Here is a 19,626-nt window from a genome sequence, read left to right on the forward strand (position 1 = left end):
CATTCATTGATTGATCACCAGCCTGTCTTTGCCAAACGCAATGCGCGCCTGGCCGGCAACGCAGCGCGGCCGTCCGAGAACGAAGGTTTGCTGTAGATGGATGGCGACCTGCATAACGGCCAGCGCAGCCTGTGGGCGATCCTGGGCACGGCGCCCACCGGCGACGAGCGCGCCATCAAGCGCGCCTATGCCAAACGCCTGAAGCTCACGCGCCCGGAAGACGATCCGGAGGCGTTCCAGGAGCTGCGCGAGGCCTATGAATATGCGCTGCACCATGCGCCGCGCTTTGCCGAGGAACTGGCGGAGTTACGGGAAGATGCGGAAGTAGCGACACCAGCTGCGCCGCTTGTAGTGCCCGAGCCGGCGGCCGAGGTACAGGCGCCGCCAGCCGAATTGTGGGGCATCGTCGACCCCGTGACGGAACAGGCGCCAATCGAACTGTGGGGCGTGATCGACACGCCGCCACCGCCGCCTGCCGAACTATGGGGCATCATCGAGATCGACCCGGCCGAGGAAGCGGCCAGTATCTGGCAGGCCTGCCTGGACCAACTGCAGCAGGCCGACGCCGAAGCAGTCCTCGCCGGCACACTGCAGGACCAGGCCCTGCTGAAACTCGACGTGCGCGAGGAATTCGAATTGTGCGCCTTGCGCTACTGCGCCAGCGAAGGTTACGACATCGCGCTGCGCGACGCCGTGTTTGCCGCGCTGGGCTGGAATCACGACTTTTCCTACCTGGCGCGCAGCCATGGCGATCTGGTACGCAGCGCCGTGCAGCGTTTTCGGGCCGACCAGTCGTTCATGCATTTCGTCGACTTCGGCCAGAACTATCCTGGCCTGGACTGCATCATGTCGCAAAAGCCGCCATCGGCCTATGCGCGCCAGCTGTTCGATGAAAAATTCACCAGGCAGTTGCGCGAACTGCTGTACACCATACGCTGGCATCACGGTGAAATGCTGGCCTACAAGCTCGACACCGAACAGTTCGAACGCTGGGAGCATGCGGTCTTTTCCAAGCGCTATTTCCAGCAGACGGCCTTGCAGTCGGCCGGCCTGGGTTTCGTGCTGCACTTTATGCTGGCCGGCGTGGTCAGCGTGGCCGGTATGCAGCTCGACGACGTTGGCAGCAAGATCAGCCTGTTCGGCTTCCAGGCGCTGGCGTTTGCGCTGATGGCCCTGCTGGCCTTCCGCTGGCCGGCGCCGCTGTTCGACAGGCTGCAGGCAGTCAAGGAGTGGGCCGACCAGCGCATGCTGCAGGCGCGCCCCGGCCTGCCTCAACTGGGCTGGATCGTCCCGTTCATGCTGGTGTCGCTGCTGTTGTTCCTGCCTGCTCCTGATCCGACGCTGCGCATCGCCACCGCCGGCGCGCTGTGCGTGCTGGCCTTGCTGGCGTTCGCCGCCAACCGCACGCTGCTGCAAGGCCTGCTCGGCTACGCGGTGGGAGGGTCGCTGTTTGCCAGCATCTTCATGAGCGGCAAAGGGACGCACGGGCTGGCGATCAGCGACAGCATGATGCTGGTGTTCTGCCTGCTGGTGCTGGCGCTGCGCACGGCCAACGGCCTGTATGCGCAATGCGGCTGGCCGGAAGCCATGCTGCCGCGTTTGCGCGCGGCGTGGGTCATCGCCTGCGCCATCGGATTGACGGCGCTCCAGGTACAGCCGGCGAACGCGAACGTGCTGGGCGCCCTGCTGTTCGCCTGGGCCTGCGTGGGCATGCTGTTCGCCCCCGTCGACCTGCGCTGGAGGTTTTCCTGGCCGCTGGTGCTGGCGCCGGCGATCGCCAGCTTGCTGCTGGCGGGCCAGCCCTCGGGCGCGCTATCGCACGCCTCGCACACCATGACCAGGCTGGGCGCCGTGCTGGCGCTGGCCGTGCTGTATTTCACCATGCTGCACCTGTATCGCCTGCACAGGATCTCCAAATCTTAAAACGGGCTGTCATAATCAGCCCATGAATTCAACCGCAATCACTCAATACTGAAGCCCGCACCATGTCCACACAAACGAATTTATTTGACGATGCCCAGCCCGAGCCGACCGTGCCCGATGAACCGGTGTTCGACGGCGAGGCGCTGACCCTGTCCACCTTTGCCGAGCGCGCCTACCTCGATTACGCCATCTCGGTGGTCAAGGGCCGCGCCCTGCCCGACGTGTGCGACGGCCAGAAGCCGGTGCAGCGCCGCATCCTGTATGCGATGAACGAGCTGGGTCTCAATTCCACCGCGAAGCCGCGCAAGTCGGCCGCCGTGGTCGGCGATGTGCTGGGCAAGCTGCACCCGCACGGCGACCAGTCGGTGTACGACGCGCTGGTGCGCATGGCGCAGGACTTTTCGCTGCGCTATCCGCTGATCGACGGCCAGGGCAATTTCGGCTCGCGCGACGGCGACGGCGCCGCGGCCATGCGCTACACGGAGGCGCGATTGACGCCGATCGCCAAGCTGCTGATGGATGAAATCGGCATGGGCACGGTCGACTTCCAGCCCAACTACGATGGCTCGACGGAAGAACCGAAGCTGCTGCCGGCGCGCCTGCCGATGGTGCTGCTCAATGGCGCTTCCGGCATTGCCGTGGGCCTGGCCACCGAGATCCCGTCGCACAACCTGGCGGAAGTGGCGAAAGCGGCGGTGGCCCTGATCCGCGATCCGAAGATGACGCACGCCGAACTGATGGCCATCATTCCGGGCCCGGACTTTCCCGGCGGCGGCCAGATCATCACACCGGCCACGCAGATCCAGGATATGTATGCGAGCGGGCGTGGCAGCATGAAGGTGCGCGCGCGCTGGAAGATCGAAGAACTGGCGCGCGGCCAGTGGCAGGCCGTGGTGACGGAACTGCCGCCGGGTACCTCGTCGCAAAAAGTGCTGGAAGAGATCGAGGAGCTGACCAATCCGAAAGTCAAGCTGGGCAAGAAGGCCTTGTCGCCGGAGCAGATCTCGCTGAAGGCCCTGATCCTCAATTCGCTCGACACCATCCGCGACGAATCGGGCCGCGCCGCGCCCGTGCGCCTGGTGTTCGAGCCGAAATCGAAGAACCAGGACCAGGCCGAGTTCATGCTGATGCTGCTGGCCCATACCTCGCTCGAATCGTCGACCTCGATCAACCTGGTGATGATAGGCGGCGATGGCCGTCCGCGCCAAAAAGGGCTGGGCGACATCCTGCGCGAATGGATCGCCTTCCGCTTCGAGACCGTCACGCGCCGCACCGGCTACAAGCTGGGCAAGGTGCGCGACCGCATCCATATCCTGGAAGGACGCGAAGCGATCCTGCTCAATATCGACAAGGTCATTTCCATCATCCGCAATTCGGACGAGCCGAAAGCGGCCCTGATCGAAGCGTTCAAGCTGTCCGAACGCCAGGCCGACGATATCCTGGAAATCCGCCTGCGCCAGCTGGCGCGCCTGGAAACCATCAAGATCCAGCAGGAACTGGCCGAGCTGCGCAAGGAAGAAAAATCCTTGCAGGACCTGCTCGACAACCCGGGTTCGATGAAGCGCGCCATCATCCGCGAAATCGAAGCGGACGCCAAGCAGTTCGGCGACGCGCGCCGCACCCTGATCGAGGAAGCCCAGAAAGCCGTGGCCGAACAGAAGGTGGTCGACGAGCCCGTCACCGTGATCATTTCCGAAAAAGGCTGGGTGCGCGCGCGTACCGGCATCGGCCACGACGCGGCCCAGTTCACCTTCAAGGCCGGCGACGCCCTGCATGGCGCGTTCGAGTGCCGTACGGTCGATACCCTGCTCGGCTTCGGCAACAACGGCAAGATCTACTCGGTGCCGGTGTCGGCGCTGCCCAACGCGCGCGGCGACGGCGTGCCGATCACGACCTTGTGCGACATGAGCGGCGGCACGCCCGGCAATGCCGTGCGCATCCTGCATTACTTTGCGGGCAATGGCGCCACCAACCTGCTGCTGGCCACCAGCGCCGGCTACGGCTTCGTGGCCAAGGCGGGCGACATGGCCAGCCGCCTGAAAGGCGGCAAGTCCTTTATCACCCTGGACGATGGCGACGTGCCGCTCGAACCAAAAATCATTCCGGCGGCGGCCAGCGCCGTGGCCTGCCTGACCGAAGGCACGCGCTTGCTGGTGTTCGGCCTCGATGAAATGAAGACCCTGACCAAGGGCGGCACCGGCGTCAAGCTGATCGAACTGGAAGGCAAGGACAAGCTGCTGGCCGTGCAGCCGATCACCCAGCGCGGCGTGGTGGTGTCCGGCATCGGCCGTGGTGCCAAGCCGCAGGATGTGTCGCTGGGCGCCACCGGCCTGGCGGACCACTTCGGCAAGCGTTCGAGGAAGGGCAAGGCGCTGGCATCGAAGTTGAAGCCGGTCAAAATGACGGCGATCGGGTGATTGTTACCGCGCAGGTCGGATTAGCGCTCCGCGCTAATCCGACACCACCGTTGGCGGCGTCAACAATGTTGTCGGATTACGCGCGGCTGTGCCGCGCTAATCCGACCTACGGTCTTTGCACAAATAGTTTTGCATAATCCCAGCCGTTCCCCGTTATCCCTGCAAGGCATACATCGGCATGCCTGCAGATCGACAGGAGAACCGGCATGGCCATCGCAGTTTCCAGCACTTCCCCATCCAGCCTGACGCCGGCCGAACGGCAGGTGGCCGTCATGGCGGCCGAAGGCGCAGCGTATAAAACCATCGCCAAAGTGCTGGGCAAGTCGCCCGCCACCGTGCGCAACCAGTTGCACGCCGTGTATCGGAAGCTCGACGTGGCGAACCGCACGGCGCTGGCCTGCAAGCTGCGCGGGGAAAGCTGAACTGGCGGGTGTCGATGCGTCATTGCCTGGCCAGTTTCAGTACTTCGGGCGTGGCTTCGATCACTTCGATCACGCGCTGCGGCACCTTGACCACCTCGTCCATCAGGGCATAGCGGTTGCCGCCCATCGCTTTCAGTTGCGCCACCGGCCTGGCCAGCGGCCTGTCATCGGGCCCGGCCATCAGCGTCGTCAACTGGCCGTCTTCGCCAAACTCCAGGGTTTCGCGGCCGCGCCGCGCCGGCGGGAAAGGGTAGCCATGCGTAGGACGATAAACGAGCACGCCAGCTTCATCTTCTTCGAAGGAATGGGTCCAGCTGCCCGCAACCGGCAGCGCTTGTTGCGTCGTTATGTTCATCTTGTTCTCCACTTTAAAACCGTGTGATGACGCCACCCAGGTCCTCGAAACCGTCGGCGGCGGGCTGCCAGGCGCCGCCGGCCCAGGCCTTGTGGCACAGCGCGCCGTTCGTGCCCGTCACAAAAACGTCGAGGCGGTCCGGACCCCAGCTTGCCGCGCGCGGGCGCGAGGTGCAGGCGCCGCCCAGGCTGTCAAAACCATCGCCCGATGGCGTCCACGCCGTGCCATTCCAGGCCTTGTGGTACAGGGCGCTGTCGGTGCCGATGACGAACACGTCGAGCCGGTTGCCGGCCCACGAGACGGCTTCCACCTCGCCCACGCAGACGCCGCCGAGACGCTCGAAGCCGTCGATGGACGGCCCCCACTGCGCGCCATCCCACCATTTGTGATACAGCGCGCCATCGGTGCCGGTGACAAACACGTCGAGGCGGTCCGGGCCCCAGCTGACGGCGCGTGGCGACGACAGGCAGACGCCGCCCAGCCGTTCATAGCCGGTGAGCGATGGCCCCCAGGCGGCGCCGTCCCACCACTTGTGGTACAGCGCATGGTCCACGCCGATGACAAAGATGTCGAGCCGGTTTTCGCCCCATGACACCACTTCGGGCTGGCCCAGGCAGACGCCGCCCATGGCTTCGTAGCCGCTCAGGGATGGCCCCCAGGCCGTGCCGTCCCACCACTTGTGGTACAGCGCACGGTCGGTGCCGACGACGAACACGTCGAGGCGATTCGGTGCCCGGCTGACCGCGCGCGGGTCGCCCACGCACAGGCCACCCAAGGACTCGAAACCGTCCGGCGACGGCCCCCAGGCCGAACCGTTCCACCATTTGTGATACAGCGCGCTGTCGGTGCCGGTAACGAAAATATCGAGGCGGTCGGCGCCCCAGGACACCGCCTGCGGCGCGCCCAGGCAGATGCCGCCTTGCGCTTCGAAGCCGGTGACGGACGGCTGCCAGGCCGCGCCATCCCAGGCCTTGTGGTACAACGCATGGTCGGTGCCAGGCACGAAAACGTCGAGCCGATTGCTGCCCCAGGCCACCACCGGCGAGGAACTGTGGCGCGGCGCCAGCGCGCCGCCACCGACGGTGCCGATGGCGGCGCGCGGACCGTCGAGGCAAGCCTGCATGCGCGTCACCTGGCCGGCCGTGAACATGAACATGGCCGGGTCGTCGACATAGTCCATATAGTTCATGAACATGTCGCCGTGCGGCCCGTTATTGCATGACAGTTGAGGAAACGGCGGCTGGCCCGTGTGCGCGCCGCCCTGGTTGGGCGTGTCGTCGACATTGTCGGTGCCGCTGCAGCCGGTGCCGTCGTCGCCCCAGATATGGTTCAGGTTCAGCCAGTGCCCCACTTCATGCGTGGCCGTGCGGCCCAGGTGGAATGGCGGCGCGGCCGTGCCGACGGTGCCGAAGGCCGACTGCAGGATCACCACGCCGTCGGTCTCGTCCGGGCCACCGGGAAACTGCGCATAGCCGAGCAGGCCGCCACCCAGCTGGCAGACCCAGATATTCAGGTAGGACACGGCCGGCCACGCATCGAGCCCGCCCGATGCGTTCGATTTGACGGCATCGTCGGCGCCGAACGCGCTCACGCTGGTCTGGCGCCGCTCGATGCCGGTGGTGGCGGCGCCATGCGGATCGACGGTGGCCAGCGCGAATTCCACGCGCGCGTCGGCCGTGAACGGCAGGAACGGCGCCGGCGTGGCCTCGACATCGGGATTGGCGCGGCGGAAATCGCGGTTCAGCACATCGATCTGGCTGGCGATCTGCGCATCCGAGATATTCTGCGCGGCCGTATTCCACACCACGTGCACCACCACGGGAATGTGTGTCACGCCCGCGCGCCCGGCCATGCCGCGGCCCTCCTGGTACAGCAAGGTCATGTTTTCGATATCGTCGCGCACCAGGGCGTAGGCCGGACTCTCATTGAGCAGGCGGCGGTGCACGTCCATGGTGGCGCAGCGGCGTACTTGCGGAGTGGGGTTCGAGGTGGCCATGATGTTTCCCTTTCAGTGTGTCCGGAAAAACACTATGGCATGGCGAAAACGAGAGGATTTGATGCGGATCAAAGCTGGCAGGCAGCCGGGAAAAATGTCCAGACGAAAAAAAAAGACAGCCGAAGCTGTCTTTCTTTCCTTACATACCGCAGGAGTGGCCTGCGGACGTATGCTGCCAATTACTTGGCTGCCGCGGCTTTCACGTCAGCGTCGGCCTTGGCTTTCACTTCCGCGGTCTTGGTGGCGGCAACGGCTTTGTCAGCGTTGGCTTCCACTTTTTCCTTGGCCAGTTTTTCGTCGGCTTTGACGGAAGCCTTGTGGGCTTTGGCGTCAGCTTTGGCGTCTTTCTTGTCGGCCTTGGCTTGTGCTTTCAGCTTGTCTTCCGGATCGGCGTCAACGACATTGTCGTGTGCCTTGGCTTTGGTCTTGGCGGCCTTGTTATGGGCGTCGGCTTTCTTTTCATCAGCCTTGGCTTGTGCCTTGGCGACGTCTTCGTTAGCGTCGGCAGCGACCTTGGCTTCCTTGTTCACAGCCTTGTTGACGTCTTTTTGCGCCGAATTCTGGGCATTGGCCACTGGCGTGGTGGTTTGAGCGATGGCTGCGGTAGCAAATACGGTAGCGATCAGGGCGGCGAGTAATTTGTTCATGATGTGACCTTTCAAGTGGTTTAAATTATTCTGACTAAAGGCGGGCAAAATGTTCAAAATTTGCCAGCACTGCGCTGGTTTCTGGTGAAACACCGCAGTGGCATGACTTCATAGTAGAGAACAATCAAAAACCACACAGTGCGCTAGCGCACTCATGAGGGTAAACACTGCAAACAGGCAATACCCTCTCAGGACAACACCGCCCTTGCCGCATGGCGGGCCGCCACCCATTCCTCGTTCGCCGGCTCGACGCCCACCACGATGCGGCTGTCCGCCGTCGAGATCACGCTGGCGTTGCGCGCATTCGCTTCGCCATCGAGCACCGGGCCGACAAACTTCAGCTCGTCGCAGATGCGCTGGCGCAGCACTGCGCTGTGCTCGCCGATACCGGCCGTAAATACCAGCATGTCCAGCCCGCCCAGCACCGCCGTCAGCGCGCCGATCTCGCGCACGATGCGGCGCACGTACAGCGCCAGCGCCGCGCAGATGCGCTCGCCCGTGGCATCTTGCCGGTCCTCCTGCGCCAGCAGTACCGGCGGATCGGCCGACACGCCCGAGATGCCCAGCAAACCCGACTCGTGGTACAGCACATGGGCCACTTTTTCCAGCGACAGCTTTTCGATCTCCATCAGGTAGATCACGGCGCCCGGATCGAGCGCGCCGCAGCGCGTGCCCATCATCAGGCCGTCGAGCGCCGAAAAGCCCATGGTGGTGCCGACGCTGGCCAGGTTCTCCATCGCGCACAGGCTGGCGCCGCTGCCCAAATGCGCGACGATCACCTTGCCGCGCGCGACGCTGCCGAAGCGCTGCTCCAGCACCAGCGACTGGTATTCGTAGGACAGGCCATGAAAGCCATAGCGGCGCAGACCACGTTCCCAGGCATCGTAGGGCAGCGCCAGCATCTGTTCGACCTGCGGCACCGTGTGGTGGAAGGCCGTGTCGAAGCACGCCACCTGTGCGATATCGGGCCTCGATTCGAGCAGCACCTCGATCGCCTCCAGCGCGAACGGCTGGTGCAGCGGCGCCAGCGGCACATAGGCCTTCAGGTCGGCCAGCACGGCCGCGTCGATCCGCACCGGCGCAAAATACTTGCTGCCGCCGTGGACCACGCGGTGGGCCACGGCGTGCAAGCGCCGCCCCGCCAGCTGTTCGACCACCTTTTCACGGATATGCGCCAGCGCCTCGTGGTGCGCCTGTTCCGGTTCAAACACCAGTGTTTCAGCCGGCAGGCCGCCGGCGCGGTACAGCGTTTTTTCACGGCCGATGCCTTCGACCTTGCCGCTCCATTCGGGCTGCTGCGCCACGCCACTGTGGCTGGCCGCGAACAGCGCGAACTTGATGCTGGACGAGCCGCAATTGAGTACCAGGATCAGCGCGCCGTCAGTTGAGTTGATGGCTGCGTTCATGGTGGCGTGCTCCGGTAATGGCTGGCCAGCATCACGGCCAGCGCGCACGACGCGATGCGGCTGGCGCGCGAGTCGGCGCGGCTGGTGAGGATGATGGGAATCTTGGCGCCCAGCACGATGCCGGCCGTGTCCGCGTCACCCATGTATTCGAGCTGCTTGGCCAGCATATTGCCGCTTTCCAGGTCCGGCACCAGCAAAATGTCGGCGCGCCCCGCCACTTCCGAGACGATGCCCTTGACGGTGGCCGCCGCGATCGAGACGGCGTTATCGAACGCCAGCGGGCCGTCCAGGATGGCGCCGGTGATCTGGCCACGGTCGGCCATCTTGCACAGGGCCGCCGCATCGACCGTGGCCGGCATGGCGGGGTTGACGGTTTCCACCGCCGCCAGGATCGCCACGCGCGGGCAGGCCACGCCGATCACGTGCGCCAGGTCGATCGCGTTGCGCACGATGTCGGCCTTGATTTCCAGGGTCGGCACGATATTGACGGCGGCGTCGGTGATGATGAACGGGCGTGGATAGGCCGGCGTCTGCATCAGGAAGCAGTGGCTGACGCGGCGCTTGGTGCGCAGGCCGGCGCTGGACGCCAGCACGGCCGACATCAGTTCGTCCGTATGCAGGCTGCCCTTCATCAGCGCTTCGACTTCGCCCTTGCCTGCCAGTTCGGCGCCGCGCGCGGCCGCCGCATGGCTGTGTTCCACGTCGTCGATGGCGATGCCGGCCAGGCTCAGGCCAGCAGCCGCCGCCACCGCTTCCAGGCGCGCGCGCGGCGCCACCAGGATGGGCGTGATCAGGCCGGCCGCATGCGCATCGAGAGCGCCGGCCAGGCTCAGTTCATCGCAAGGGTGGATCACCGCCACCTTGATCGGACCCTTGCTGCGCGCCTGCTCCACCAGGCGGCGCGTGCCGTCGCCATTGTGCAGACGCACTTCGGGCAGGGTGGCGCGCGTGCGTGCGATCTGTTCGTTCGGTGCAATCACTTCGGCCACGCCGTCGAGCACGATCTCGCCATGCTGGTTGACGCAGCGGCAGGCCAGGGTCACCTTGCGCGTGGCCGCTTCGCGCGCGGTCACGGTCACGCCGATATCGAGCGTGTCGCCGACGCGCACCGGCAGCAGGAAGCGCAGGGTCTGGCCCGTATAGACGGTGCCGGCGCCGGGCAGGCGCGTGCCCAGCACGGCCGAAATCAGGGCCGCGCCCCACATGCCATGGGCAATCACGCCCTGATAGCGCGACGAGGCGCCGAATTCGGCGTCCAGGTGCTGCGGATTGTCGTCGCCGGACATCACGGCAAACAGCGCGATATCGTCGGCGCTCAGGGTGCGCTGGATGCTGGCGCTGTCGCCGATGGCGATCTGTTCGAACGTGCGGTTGCGCACGATATTCAATTCATCATGAGGATTCATCTGGGGCCTTTACGCGATGGTCGCTGATTTGGCGGACGTCTTTCCGGACGCCGCGTGTTTCGTTGCGGTGGCTTGTTGCGTGACCTGGCCGAAGACGTCCAGCATCTGCGCCAGGCTGGCTTTTTCGTCAGGCGTGGGCGCGTCGAGCATCAGCACCACCTGTTCCAGGCCGGCGGCCATCTCGCGCACCGCCTCGGGATGGGCGCGCGACAGCAGCACCGGCAGGGCCGCCATGCTGGCCTCGAAATCGTGCTGCATCAATTTCGCCTGGCGGCGCACGATGATGCGGAAGTCATCCATGCGCAGGCCCTGCTCGAACAGGGGCTGCAGCAATTTGAGGGTCAGGTTGAAGCGGCGCTCGTCGGCGGCGGTGCGCAGGCGGTGGACGTAGAACAGCGCGCGCACGCCGGCGTCCACCAGCCCCCCCTGATACACCTCGTCGTCCAGGCTGGCGCCATCGTCGTTGTGTTCATGCGTGACGCCGGGATGCGGACGGGGCACGGCACCGGCGCCCTGGCCTGCCAGCGCCTGCACCAGCGGGTTGCCATACACCAGGTCAAAGGTCTGCTCGGTGGCGGCGTCGCGCAGGTCGCGCCAGCTGTTCAGGCCCGCCGTGATGGCGCTGGAGAACGCTTCCTGCATCGCCAGCAGCGGATTGCCGGCAGCCACCGGAGTACGGTGGGCACGCACCTTGTCGGCTTCTTTTGCGACCATTCTGGCCAGCGGATTATGGTCATTCCAGCGCTCGTAGGACACGCGCAGCGGGTGCATCAGTTCCAGCATGCGCGCCGATTGCGGCGTCACCACGGCACGCACCCACGGCTGCACGAAGCTGCGGTACAGCGACAGGTTGACTTCCGAAACACGCGCCGCGGCGGCGAACTTGCGGTCGTTTTCCACGCTTGGTTGCACGATGGCGCGCACATCGTCGATGCGGCGCTGCTCGACCGACAGTACATAGTCGCCGCTGGCCAGGTCGGCGTTGGGGGTGTCGAGCGTCTTGTCGACGATCTTCGCTTCGTACAGGCCGGCCGGCAGCAGGTTGATCAGGTCGATATTGCTGGCGAACTTCTGGTGTTCCTTGTGGCCCACCTTGCCGGACACGAAAATGCCCAGGTGCCCGATGCTGTCATGCACCGAGTAGACGATGGTCTGGTCGTGCGCCCGCAGGTCTGCGTCGTCGCGGTACAGGTCGGTGATCCAGCCCAGCGCCTGCGGCGGCGGCGTGATGTTGTCGCCGTTGGAGCAGAACACGACGATCGGCGAGCGGATATTGCGCAGGTCCAGGCGCACGCCGTCGGACGTGATCAGTTGCGCGGTCGCCAGGCGGTTGCCGATAAACAGATTGTCGACGATGTACTGCATCTCGACGGCGTTCAGGAACACGTGGCCGCCCCAGTATTTTTCAAATTCCAGGTAGCGCGGCGCTTCCGTGTCGATGTTCGCGTACAGGTTGTACTGCTTGCTCCAATGGGTGTTGGCCGGATTGAGCTTCTCGAAATTCTGCACCAGGTTGGCGCCGTCGAAACGGCCGTTGCCCAGGTCGCCCGCCAGCGCCGTGGCCCAGCTGCCGCCCATCATGCCGCCCGAATAGCGCATCGGATTGCGGCCATGCCAGCCGGCCCAGTACGACACGGGCGCGCCGGCGACAATGATGGGGCCGAACAGGTCGGGGCGCATGGCGGCCGTCATCAGGATCTGCCAGCCGGCCTGGCAATTGCCGATCACGGTGGGCTTGCCTTCGCTGTGCGGATGCAGGGAAATCACTTTTTCCAGGAACGCCACTTCCGCATGCATCACGTCTTCCACCGTCTGGCCCGGCACGGGATTGGGCAGGAAGCCGATGAAGTAGCAGGGGTGGCCGGCGCGCAGGGCCACGCCCACTTCGCTTTCGGCCTTGAAGCCGCCGATGCCGGGGCCGTGGCCGGCGCGCGGGTCGACCACCACGAACGGGCGCTTGGAGGGATCCGGTTGCGGCAGGTCGGGCGCCAGGATGCGCACCAGGCCATAGTTGACGGGGCGCGGCAGGTCCACGCCCGTCATCACGATTTCGGCCGGGAAATCGAGCACGTTCGGCACGTCTTCGACCAGGTGTTCCTGGTACTGGTTGCCGCGCTTGCGCATCACGTCCGCGTACAGCACGATGCGCTGCCACGAGTCGCGCGCGTAGTCTCCCAGCATGCCCAGCGATGGCACGCCGCCGGTCGAGAAAATGGCTGCGGATGGTGTCTTCATGGGGTTCCTTGTGTGTGCTTTCCAGCGTGTTGGACGGCATTGCCGCACCCGGCACCATGGCCAGGCGCAGGCTGCCGCCATCGATTAATTAAGGATGTTGTAGCCGCCGTCGACATACAGCGTGCCGCCCGTGATCGAGCGCGCGCCGTCGCCGGCCAGAAAGGCGCACAAGGCGCCCACGTCATCGATGCTGGCCAGGCGGCGCATCGGCGAGCGCGTTTCGGCATCGGCCAGCAGGCGGTCGAAATGGGCGATGCCCGAAGCGGCACGGGTGGCCAGCGGCCCCGGCGAAATCGCATTGACGCGGATGCCGGCCGGGCCCAGTTCGGCCGCCAGGTAGCGCACCGACGCTTCCAGCGCGGCTTTTACAGGACCCATCAGGCCGTAGTCGGCGATCACTTCTTCGGCGCCGAGATAGGTCATGGCCATCAGGCTGCCGCCCTGCCCCATCAGCGGCTCGGCCAGTTTCGCCATGCGCATGAAGGAGTGGCACGAGACATCCATCGCCTGCGCAAAACCGGCGGCCGAGCTGTCCGTCACGCGGCCATGCAAGTCCTGCTTGGGCGCAAAGGCGATCGAATGGACGAGGAAATCGAGGCCGCCCCATTGCCGTTCGATCTGGCCGAACAGCGCTTCGAGCTGGCCCGGCACCGACACGTCGAGCGGCGCCGTGATGCTCGCGTCCAGCTGCTGCGCCAGCGGTTCCACGTGCGGACGCGCCTTGTCATTCAACCAGGTCAGCGCCAGTTCCGCGCCGGCCGCGCTCAGCGCGCGCGCACAGCCCCAGGCGATGCTCTGGTCATTGGCGATGCCGACCACCAGTCCGCGTTTTCCCTGCAAACCGAATAATGGGCGTGTCATGCTCACGCTCGCGGCTGCGGTGGCAGCAGGTCGGGCCAGGGCGTGGCGGCGCTGATGCAGCGCGCCGCGCCCGTATTGAGCCGGCGCGCGCAGGTGGCCAGGGTGACGCTGCCGATGCGGGCATACGGCAGCAAAATGGGGATGTGGGGATTGAGTTGGTCGAACGCGCCAGGCGCGCTGTCGTGCATCTTCATGTCTGTGGCTTTTCCGTCTGGGTTCCAATAAATGGCAACAGCTTGACGGTGCGTCCGGAAGGCATGGTGCGCACGGTCAAGACACCTTGATACGGGGCAACTATAACGGCGTTTGCGGCAATGCAACATTGATCTGAATCAAATTCTACCGCAATACCATGACCATGCAATGACAGTGCGCCTATTGTGCGGCGCACTGTCCAAGGATTAATTCAGTATCAGATCGATCTTTTCCGGATCATTGGACAATTCGGGTTCCGGACTGTTATTCAGTATCCATGCCACCAGCCTGCCATGTTCAATGATTTCTTTTTTTGAATACACCAGGGTGAAATACTCCATGCGCTCCATATGATCGTCCGGTATCGGACGATTCCTTTTATTCTCGGGCACATCCTCGAAATAATAGCGCGATGTGTTCAGTGCCGGATATTTCTCCAGCAAGTAAGCATCGAGTTTATAGGGGCTGCCATCGCGGCTGCGATTGCGGCTGAACAAATCGTCGCGCGATATGCCCGTGATCAGGAGGCTCCTGACCGTGCCCTTCAACTCCGCATAGCCCTCTTTGGTGGTCGAAAACTCGCCAGTGACAATCTCCTTACCCTGCTGCATTTGCCGGATCACGGCCAGCCGCACATGGTCGCCATGGAGCTCGGTGACCTTGAAAACGAAATACTGGTTTTCCATGCTCTGGCTGCCGTTATGCCCGCGGCGCTTGCTGAAAACAAAGCTCCCCAGTTTCAATGCATGTTCGGGCGTGACGATAGCCTTTTTCCATAAGTACGGGTCCACCACCATGCGCTTGACGACATAGACAGCGATCAGGGCGATGACAATGATGAGGAGGGTCTTTTTCATGGCGGGTCAACGTTTCGGCGTGCCGGCATACAGGTCGATAATGGTGCTGATGCCATCCTGGCAGACCGAACAGAAGGTCTCGCTGCGGTCAAACATGATGCACTGCATCTCGGGGCGATAGAACCCGGTCGATTCGTAATTGGCGCCCTCGAACGCACCCACCGCGTGGCGCTGCGGCGCTTTGGAAAACAGCTGCTCGGTATGCGCCAGGTCGGCCTTGAACAGGGCGCTCATCTCGCTCTCCGGACGATTCGCGGCACGCAGGGCCGCGCGTTCTTTCTGGTATTCGCGCGCATGGGCGTCATACACTTCCTTGGGCCAGGGCGTGGGCAGCGGCGTGCCCGCCTTCACATGGCTTTTCCATTTCAGCTTGGCCGGGTCGCGCAGCGCCGTGGCGTTCGGCTCCCACGGTTCCTGGCGTTCGCCATTCGACTGGTAGGCCACGGGCGAGGTGTAGTACTCGTCGGCCAGGCCGGCGAAATGGTGGCCGAATTCATGCACGAACAGGTAGTTGGCCCAGTCGTTATTGGCCGCCGCCGTGCTGAACTGGCCGAAGATGCCGCCACCGCCATAGGTGTCGTTATTGACGAGGATTTCGATGAATTCATACGGCGCATACTGGGCCAGGTCGCGCAGGGCGCGGTTGTCGGTGGTCAGCACATAGCGTTCGCTGCCGAAAATATCGTAGCGCGTGCCCAGCGGCGACGCATGGTGCACGCCGGTCGACGGACGCGACACGCCCGACTCCTGGGTCGGCGCGGCCATGGCCCAGACATTGAAGTCCTTGGCGCGCTCGCGAAACGGCGAGACGGTAAACAGATGCTCGGCCAGCTTGCGCGCGGTCGCCTCGAACTTGCCCATCTCGGCCGCCGTATAGCCGTCGCCCAAAATCAGCAGGTCGACCTTGTCGGCGGAAGCCCCGCTGACGCGGATGGGAATCGGCTTGACGGGCGATGCAGGCTGCTGGCGGATCACGTCCTGCGCCTTCGGGTCGACATCGGTGGACCAGACGATGGAAAACAGGCCGCGCTCGTCGCGCTTCAGGATGCGCACGCGCACCGGCTGCTCGGGCTGGGGAAAACGCACCGACTCCTGAAAGGCGCGCGTGGTGGTTTTCGCTTCGTCGGTGCTGCTCCATTCGCCGAAGATGGTGGAAAAGCCGCGCGAGTACAGCACCTTGCCGGTCTTGATGTCGACCACTTCCACCATATTGACGCCACGGTTGCTGTCGTCGAGGGTGCGCGCCATGCTGCCCGGCCAGGGCAAGGGCTCGACCAGCACGCGTTCGACCGCGTAATGCTCGCCCAGTGCGTTGCCGCTGTGCTGGTAGTCGAGGCGCATGGTGGCCGGCTGCGCTGCCTGCACGACGGGCGCGGCGGCGGCCAGCGCCAGCGCGGAAAGAAAAGATCGGATAAAAATGGGCTGCATGGCATTCCTGGAAGTGGACAAGGCAAACGGCGACTATCGCACGGTTCGCTGCGACACATTGTAGCGACAAAGGCGGCGGCTTTGATTGAAGAGCTTGCTACAATCGCAGCGCGATGGCCCGGTTTCAGGCCGTTTGAAACTGAAAGGTACGCAAGTGAAGCAAACGGACTTGTTGAATGCGGCGCCCCTGCCCGGCTTTCTCGACGGCGGCGGCGAGATGGGCGCCCTGATGCGCAGCCATGACTGGGCCGCGCATCCGATGGGCGCGCCGCAGCACTGGCCGGCCCTGTTGAAATCCACGCTGCGCCTGCTGTTGACCAGCAATCACCCGATGTTCATCTGGTGGGGCGACGAGCTGTACCAGTTCTACAACGATGCCTACCAGCGCACGCTGGGACCCGAGCGCCGGCAGGCAGCGCTGGGCCAGCGCGGGCGCGACTGCTGGACCGAAGCCTGGCATATCATTGGCCCCGAGATCGACCATGTCATGGCCGGCCGCGGCGCCACCTGGCATGAAAATGCGCTGGTGCCCGTGATCCGCCACGGCAAGCACGAAGACGTGTACTGGACCTACGGCTACAGCCCGATCCAGGACGAAGACCGGGTGCAGGGCGTGCTGGTCGTCTGCACCGACGTCACCGAGGAAATCCGCATCCGCGAAGGCCTCAAGCAATCGTACGTGACGGTGATCGACTCGATGGATGAAGGGCTGGCGGTGATCCAGATCATCGTCGACGACGCCGGCGTGCCGGTCGACTACCGCTTCCTGGAGGCCAATCCGGCGTTCGAGCGGCAGACCGGCCTGGTCGACGCCATCGGCAAGACCGCCAGGCAGATGGTGCCGGACCTGGAACAGCGCTGGTTCGATATCTACGGCAAGGTGGGGCTGACGGGCGAATCGATCCGCTTCATGGAAGGCTCGGAGCCGATGAACCGCTGGTTCGATGTGTATGCGATCCGGGTCGGGCAGCCCGAGGAAAAAAAGGTGGCGCTGATGTTCCGCGACGTCAGCGAGCGCACGCGTACCGAGCAGGCCTTGCGCGAGGCGGACCGGCGCAAGGATGAATTCCTGGCCATGCTGGCGCATGAGCTGCGCAATCCGCTGGCGCCGATTTCGGCGGCGGCCAATTTGCTGCAGCTGGCCAGCACCGACCCGGCCCGCGTGCGGCAGGCCAGCGCCGTAATCGGCCGCCAGGTGCGCCATATCAGCGGCCTGATCGACGATTTGCTCGATGTGTCGCGCGTCACGCGCGGCATGATCCCGCTGGTGAAGGTGCGCACCGACGTCAAGCGCGTGGTGGCCGACGCGATCGAGCAGGTGCGCCCGCTGATCGAAAGCCGCGGCCACCGCCTGACGGTGCAGACCCCGGCCGCCTCGGCGCAGGTGGCCGGTGACCCGAAACGGATGGTACAGGTGGTGGCCAACCTGCTCAACAACGCGGCCAAGTACACGCCGCATGGCGGCGATATCGCGCTGCAGCTCGACGTGGCGGATGGCCGGGTGACGCTCGCCATCATCGACAACGGCATCGGCATGACGGCCAGGGTGCTGGAACATGCATTCGAACTGTTTGTCCAGGCCGAACGCGAAACCGACCGCGCGCAAGGCGGCCTGGGCATCGGCCTGGCGCTGGTGAAAAGCCTGGTCGAGCTGCATGGCGGCGAGGTGGCCGCCGGCAGCGACGGCCTGGGCCTGGGCAGCCGTTTCACGATTTGCCTGCCGCATCTGCAGGAAGAGGAAGAGCGCCCACCCGTGCCTGCGGCGGCCGGACAGGGGCGCGCGGCCGGCTGGACGGCGCTGCAGGTGATGGTAGTCGACGATAACGTCGATGCGGCCGAGATGCTGGCCATGTTTTTGGAAACCACGGGCCACCGGGTGGCCATCGAACACCATGCGCTGCAGGTGGTCAACCGCGCGCAAGCGCTGGTACCCGATGTGTTCCTGCTCGATATCGGCCTGCCCGACCTGGACGGCTATGCGCTGGCGCGCCAGATCCGCGCCGTGCCAAAGCTGGCCGGCGCGGTGCTGGTGGCCGTCACCGGCTACGGCGACGAACAGGCCAGGCAGGAAGCCAGCGCGGCCGGCTTCGACCACCATTTCGTCAAGCCGATCGAGACCGCCAGGCTGATGGAGCTGCTCGACACCCTCGCTATCTCTTGAGTCTTATTTGTAGCGGTACAAAGGCTGGCGCAGCTGGATCGGGCGGATATCGAGCCGCAGTTTCAATACCGAATACGCTTCCGCCTCGGTCGAGCTGTAACCGACGCTGTTGACGGTCTTGCTGAACCTGAATTCGAAACCGAGGTCCGGGTACGGATCGCGCGGGTTGCCGAAAGCGATGCCGATCGCTTCCTGCTGGGCGTTGTCGATCAGGTTGCCCATCAGGTCCAGCACCGCGTTGTTGCCGAGGATATCGTTGGTAAACACCGGTTCGCGCATGTCGGGCTGGTTCGGATCGAGCTTGTTGTCGGCCTTGTCCGGCGATGGGGTAAACACCTTGGTGATCAGGTTGAACTTGTCGCCCCGGTCCAGGTAGCTGATGGCGGCATTGCTGATATTGAAGTTCTTCACGCCCCGGTCGCTGATGGCGCCCGACAGGTCGATCAGCAGCGCGCCACTGTAGCCGATCACCTCCACGTCGCGCTTGGCGTCGACGATCATGGCGCTGTTTTCATCGATGCCCAGGCCGATGTGATAGCCCTTTTTCAGCATCACGGGAATCATGCGCGCAAAGCGGCCGCGCACCAGCAGGTGCTGGTCGACAAACACATCGCTGCCGATAAAGCCCAGGCCAGGGGCGATTTCGCGGCCATCGGTGACGCCCATTTTCAGCATGTCGAGCACCGGGCGCGCATCGTAGAACATGGTGGTGCTCATGATGGCCGCGCCGGCGCTGGAACCGGCGATCACGCCGCCGTTGCGATAAACCGACCAGATGGCCTCCAGCGCCGCCGTGCGGCTGCCGTCCGGGCGCAGCAGCGCCTGGGTGATGCGGCCCTGGTCGCCGCCGGCAAAATAGATGCCGCTGGCCGACTTGATCTGGGTCACGATGGCCGGGTCTTCGGCCGCCTTGCGATAGTCGCTATTGGCCAGTTTCACGCCCAGCGGCACAAAAAAGGCGTCGGCGCCATATTGATTGAGCTTGGCCATGATGCTGGCGCCCGATTTTTCAGGGTTGATGGAGGCGGACGCCATCACGGCGATGCGCGCGCCCTTGCCGCCGGCCAGGTCGACGATGCGCTGCCACACTTCCGCATTGTCGGCCCGCAGGCCGCCGCCGATGATCACCAGCGTGCCTTGCGGCGCATTGGCCGGCACGGCTGGCGTGGCGGGGGCGGCAAACACGGCCTGCATGCCCATGATGGCCAGCGCCGCCGTCAGCACGAAGGCGGTGCACAATTTTTGAAGCCGGATGGTGGTTGATTTCATGATGCCTTTCAAATGCGATGAAAACGGCGCGCGCAACACGCGCGCCGC

15 protein-coding genes are annotated in these 19,626 nt (G+C 64.5%); 4 read left to right on the forward strand and 11 right to left on the reverse strand.

The genetic code is table 11. The annotated features are described in order from the left end of the window. The first annotated feature begins 96 nt into the window (after nucleotides 1–96). The 3 genes from ACP7B7_RS16290 to ACP7B7_RS16300 all read left to right on the forward strand — a co-directional run bounded on the left by ACP7B7_RS16290 (nucleotide 97) and on the right by ACP7B7_RS16300 (nucleotide 4,762). Complete coding sequence (locus ACP7B7_RS16290; RefSeq protein ID WP_308924378.1) at nucleotides 97–1,923, forward strand: J domain-containing protein; 1,827 nt, start codon at nucleotides 97–99, stop codon at nucleotides 1,921–1,923. Nucleotides 1,924–1,985: 62 nt separating this feature from the next. Further along, nucleotides 1,986–4,340, forward strand: coding sequence for a DNA topoisomerase IV subunit A (gene parC, locus ACP7B7_RS16295; protein WP_308924377.1), 2,355 nt, complete (start codon nucleotides 1,986–1,988; stop codon nucleotides 4,338–4,340). A 206-nt stretch (nucleotides 4,341–4,546) separates the two neighbouring features. Next, complete coding sequence (locus ACP7B7_RS16300; RefSeq protein ID WP_308924376.1) at nucleotides 4,547–4,762, forward strand: helix-turn-helix domain-containing protein; 216 nt, start codon at nucleotides 4,547–4,549, stop codon at nucleotides 4,760–4,762. Between the two features lie 19 nt (nucleotides 4,763–4,781). Here the strand turns inward: ACP7B7_RS16300 and ACP7B7_RS16305 are convergent, their stop codons facing one another. From ACP7B7_RS16305 to ACP7B7_RS16350, 10 genes are all read right to left on the reverse strand, one after another. After that, nucleotides 4,782–5,117 (reverse strand): hypothetical protein, encoded by a 336-nt coding sequence (locus tag ACP7B7_RS16305; RefSeq protein WP_426077326.1) that lies wholly within the window; start codon nucleotides 5,115–5,117, stop codon nucleotides 4,782–4,784. 13 nt (nucleotides 5,118–5,130) lie between these two features. Then, on the reverse strand, nucleotides 5,131–7,113 hold the full coding sequence (locus tag ACP7B7_RS16310; protein WP_426077327.1) for a M43 family zinc metalloprotease: 1,983 nt from the start codon (nucleotides 7,111–7,113) through the stop codon (nucleotides 5,131–5,133). A 179-nt stretch (nucleotides 7,114–7,292) separates the two neighbouring features. Further along, nucleotides 7,293–7,817 carry a hypothetical protein gene (locus ACP7B7_RS16315; RefSeq protein ID WP_426077328.1) on the reverse strand — a complete coding sequence of 175 codons (525 nt, stop codon included), beginning with the start codon at nucleotides 7,815–7,817 and terminating at the stop codon, nucleotides 7,293–7,295. A 131-nt stretch (nucleotides 7,818–7,948) separates the two neighbouring features. Next, nucleotides 7,949–9,166, reverse strand: a complete 1,218-nt coding sequence (locus ACP7B7_RS16320; protein WP_426077329.1) for an acetate/propionate family kinase — start codon at nucleotides 9,164–9,166, stop codon at nucleotides 7,949–7,951. Then, nucleotides 9,163–10,572: a bifunctional enoyl-CoA hydratase/phosphate acetyltransferase gene (locus ACP7B7_RS16325; RefSeq protein ID WP_426077330.1), complete on the reverse strand. Its 1,410-nt coding sequence runs from the start codon at nucleotides 10,570–10,572 to the stop codon at nucleotides 9,163–9,165. The genes ACP7B7_RS16320 and ACP7B7_RS16325 overlap by 4 nt, the downstream gene beginning before the upstream one ends. 9 nt (nucleotides 10,573–10,581) lie before the next feature. Next, complete coding sequence (locus tag ACP7B7_RS16330) at nucleotides 10,582–12,807, reverse strand: DUF3141 domain-containing protein (RefSeq protein ID WP_426077331.1); 2,226 nt, start codon at nucleotides 12,805–12,807, stop codon at nucleotides 10,582–10,584. An 84-nt stretch (nucleotides 12,808–12,891) separates the two neighbouring features. Next, nucleotides 12,892–13,668: an enoyl-ACP reductase FabI gene (fabI, locus tag ACP7B7_RS16335; RefSeq protein WP_426077332.1), complete on the reverse strand. Its 777-nt coding sequence runs from the start codon at nucleotides 13,666–13,668 to the stop codon at nucleotides 12,892–12,894. Between the two features lie 2 nt (nucleotides 13,669–13,670). Beyond that, nucleotides 13,671–13,862 carry a hypothetical protein gene (locus tag ACP7B7_RS16340; protein ID WP_426077333.1) on the reverse strand — a complete coding sequence of 64 codons (192 nt, stop codon included), beginning with the start codon at nucleotides 13,860–13,862 and terminating at the stop codon, nucleotides 13,671–13,673. Between the two features lie 207 nt (nucleotides 13,863–14,069). Beyond that, nucleotides 14,070–14,720: a hypothetical protein gene (locus ACP7B7_RS16345; protein WP_426077334.1), complete on the reverse strand. Its 651-nt coding sequence runs from the start codon at nucleotides 14,718–14,720 to the stop codon at nucleotides 14,070–14,072. A 6-nt stretch (nucleotides 14,721–14,726) separates the two neighbouring features. Next, nucleotides 14,727–16,148, reverse strand: a complete 1,422-nt coding sequence (locus ACP7B7_RS16350) for a M64 family metallopeptidase (RefSeq protein WP_426077335.1) — start codon at nucleotides 16,146–16,148, stop codon at nucleotides 14,727–14,729. Between the two features lie 154 nt (nucleotides 16,149–16,302). Between ACP7B7_RS16350 and ACP7B7_RS16355 the strand changes: the two genes are divergently transcribed. Next, on the forward strand, nucleotides 16,303–18,309 hold the full coding sequence (locus tag ACP7B7_RS16355; protein ID WP_426077336.1) for an ATP-binding protein: 2,007 nt from the start codon (nucleotides 16,303–16,305) through the stop codon (nucleotides 18,307–18,309). A 3-nt stretch (nucleotides 18,310–18,312) separates the two neighbouring features. On the opposite strand, the gene ACP7B7_RS16360 is transcribed toward ACP7B7_RS16355, so the two are convergent. Continuing rightward, the gene (locus ACP7B7_RS16360; RefSeq protein ID WP_308924366.1) at nucleotides 18,313–19,578 is read right to left on the reverse strand and encodes a cyanophycinase; all 1,266 of its coding nucleotides are present in this window, start codon (nucleotides 19,576–19,578) and stop codon (nucleotides 18,313–18,315) included. Between the last annotated feature and the right edge of the window lie 48 nt (nucleotides 19,579–19,626).

The sequence above is a fragment of the Janthinobacterium sp. PSPC3-1 genome, from assembly GCF_049896105.1.
Classification (GTDB): domain Bacteria; phylum Pseudomonadota; class Gammaproteobacteria; order Burkholderiales; family Burkholderiaceae_D; genus Janthinobacterium.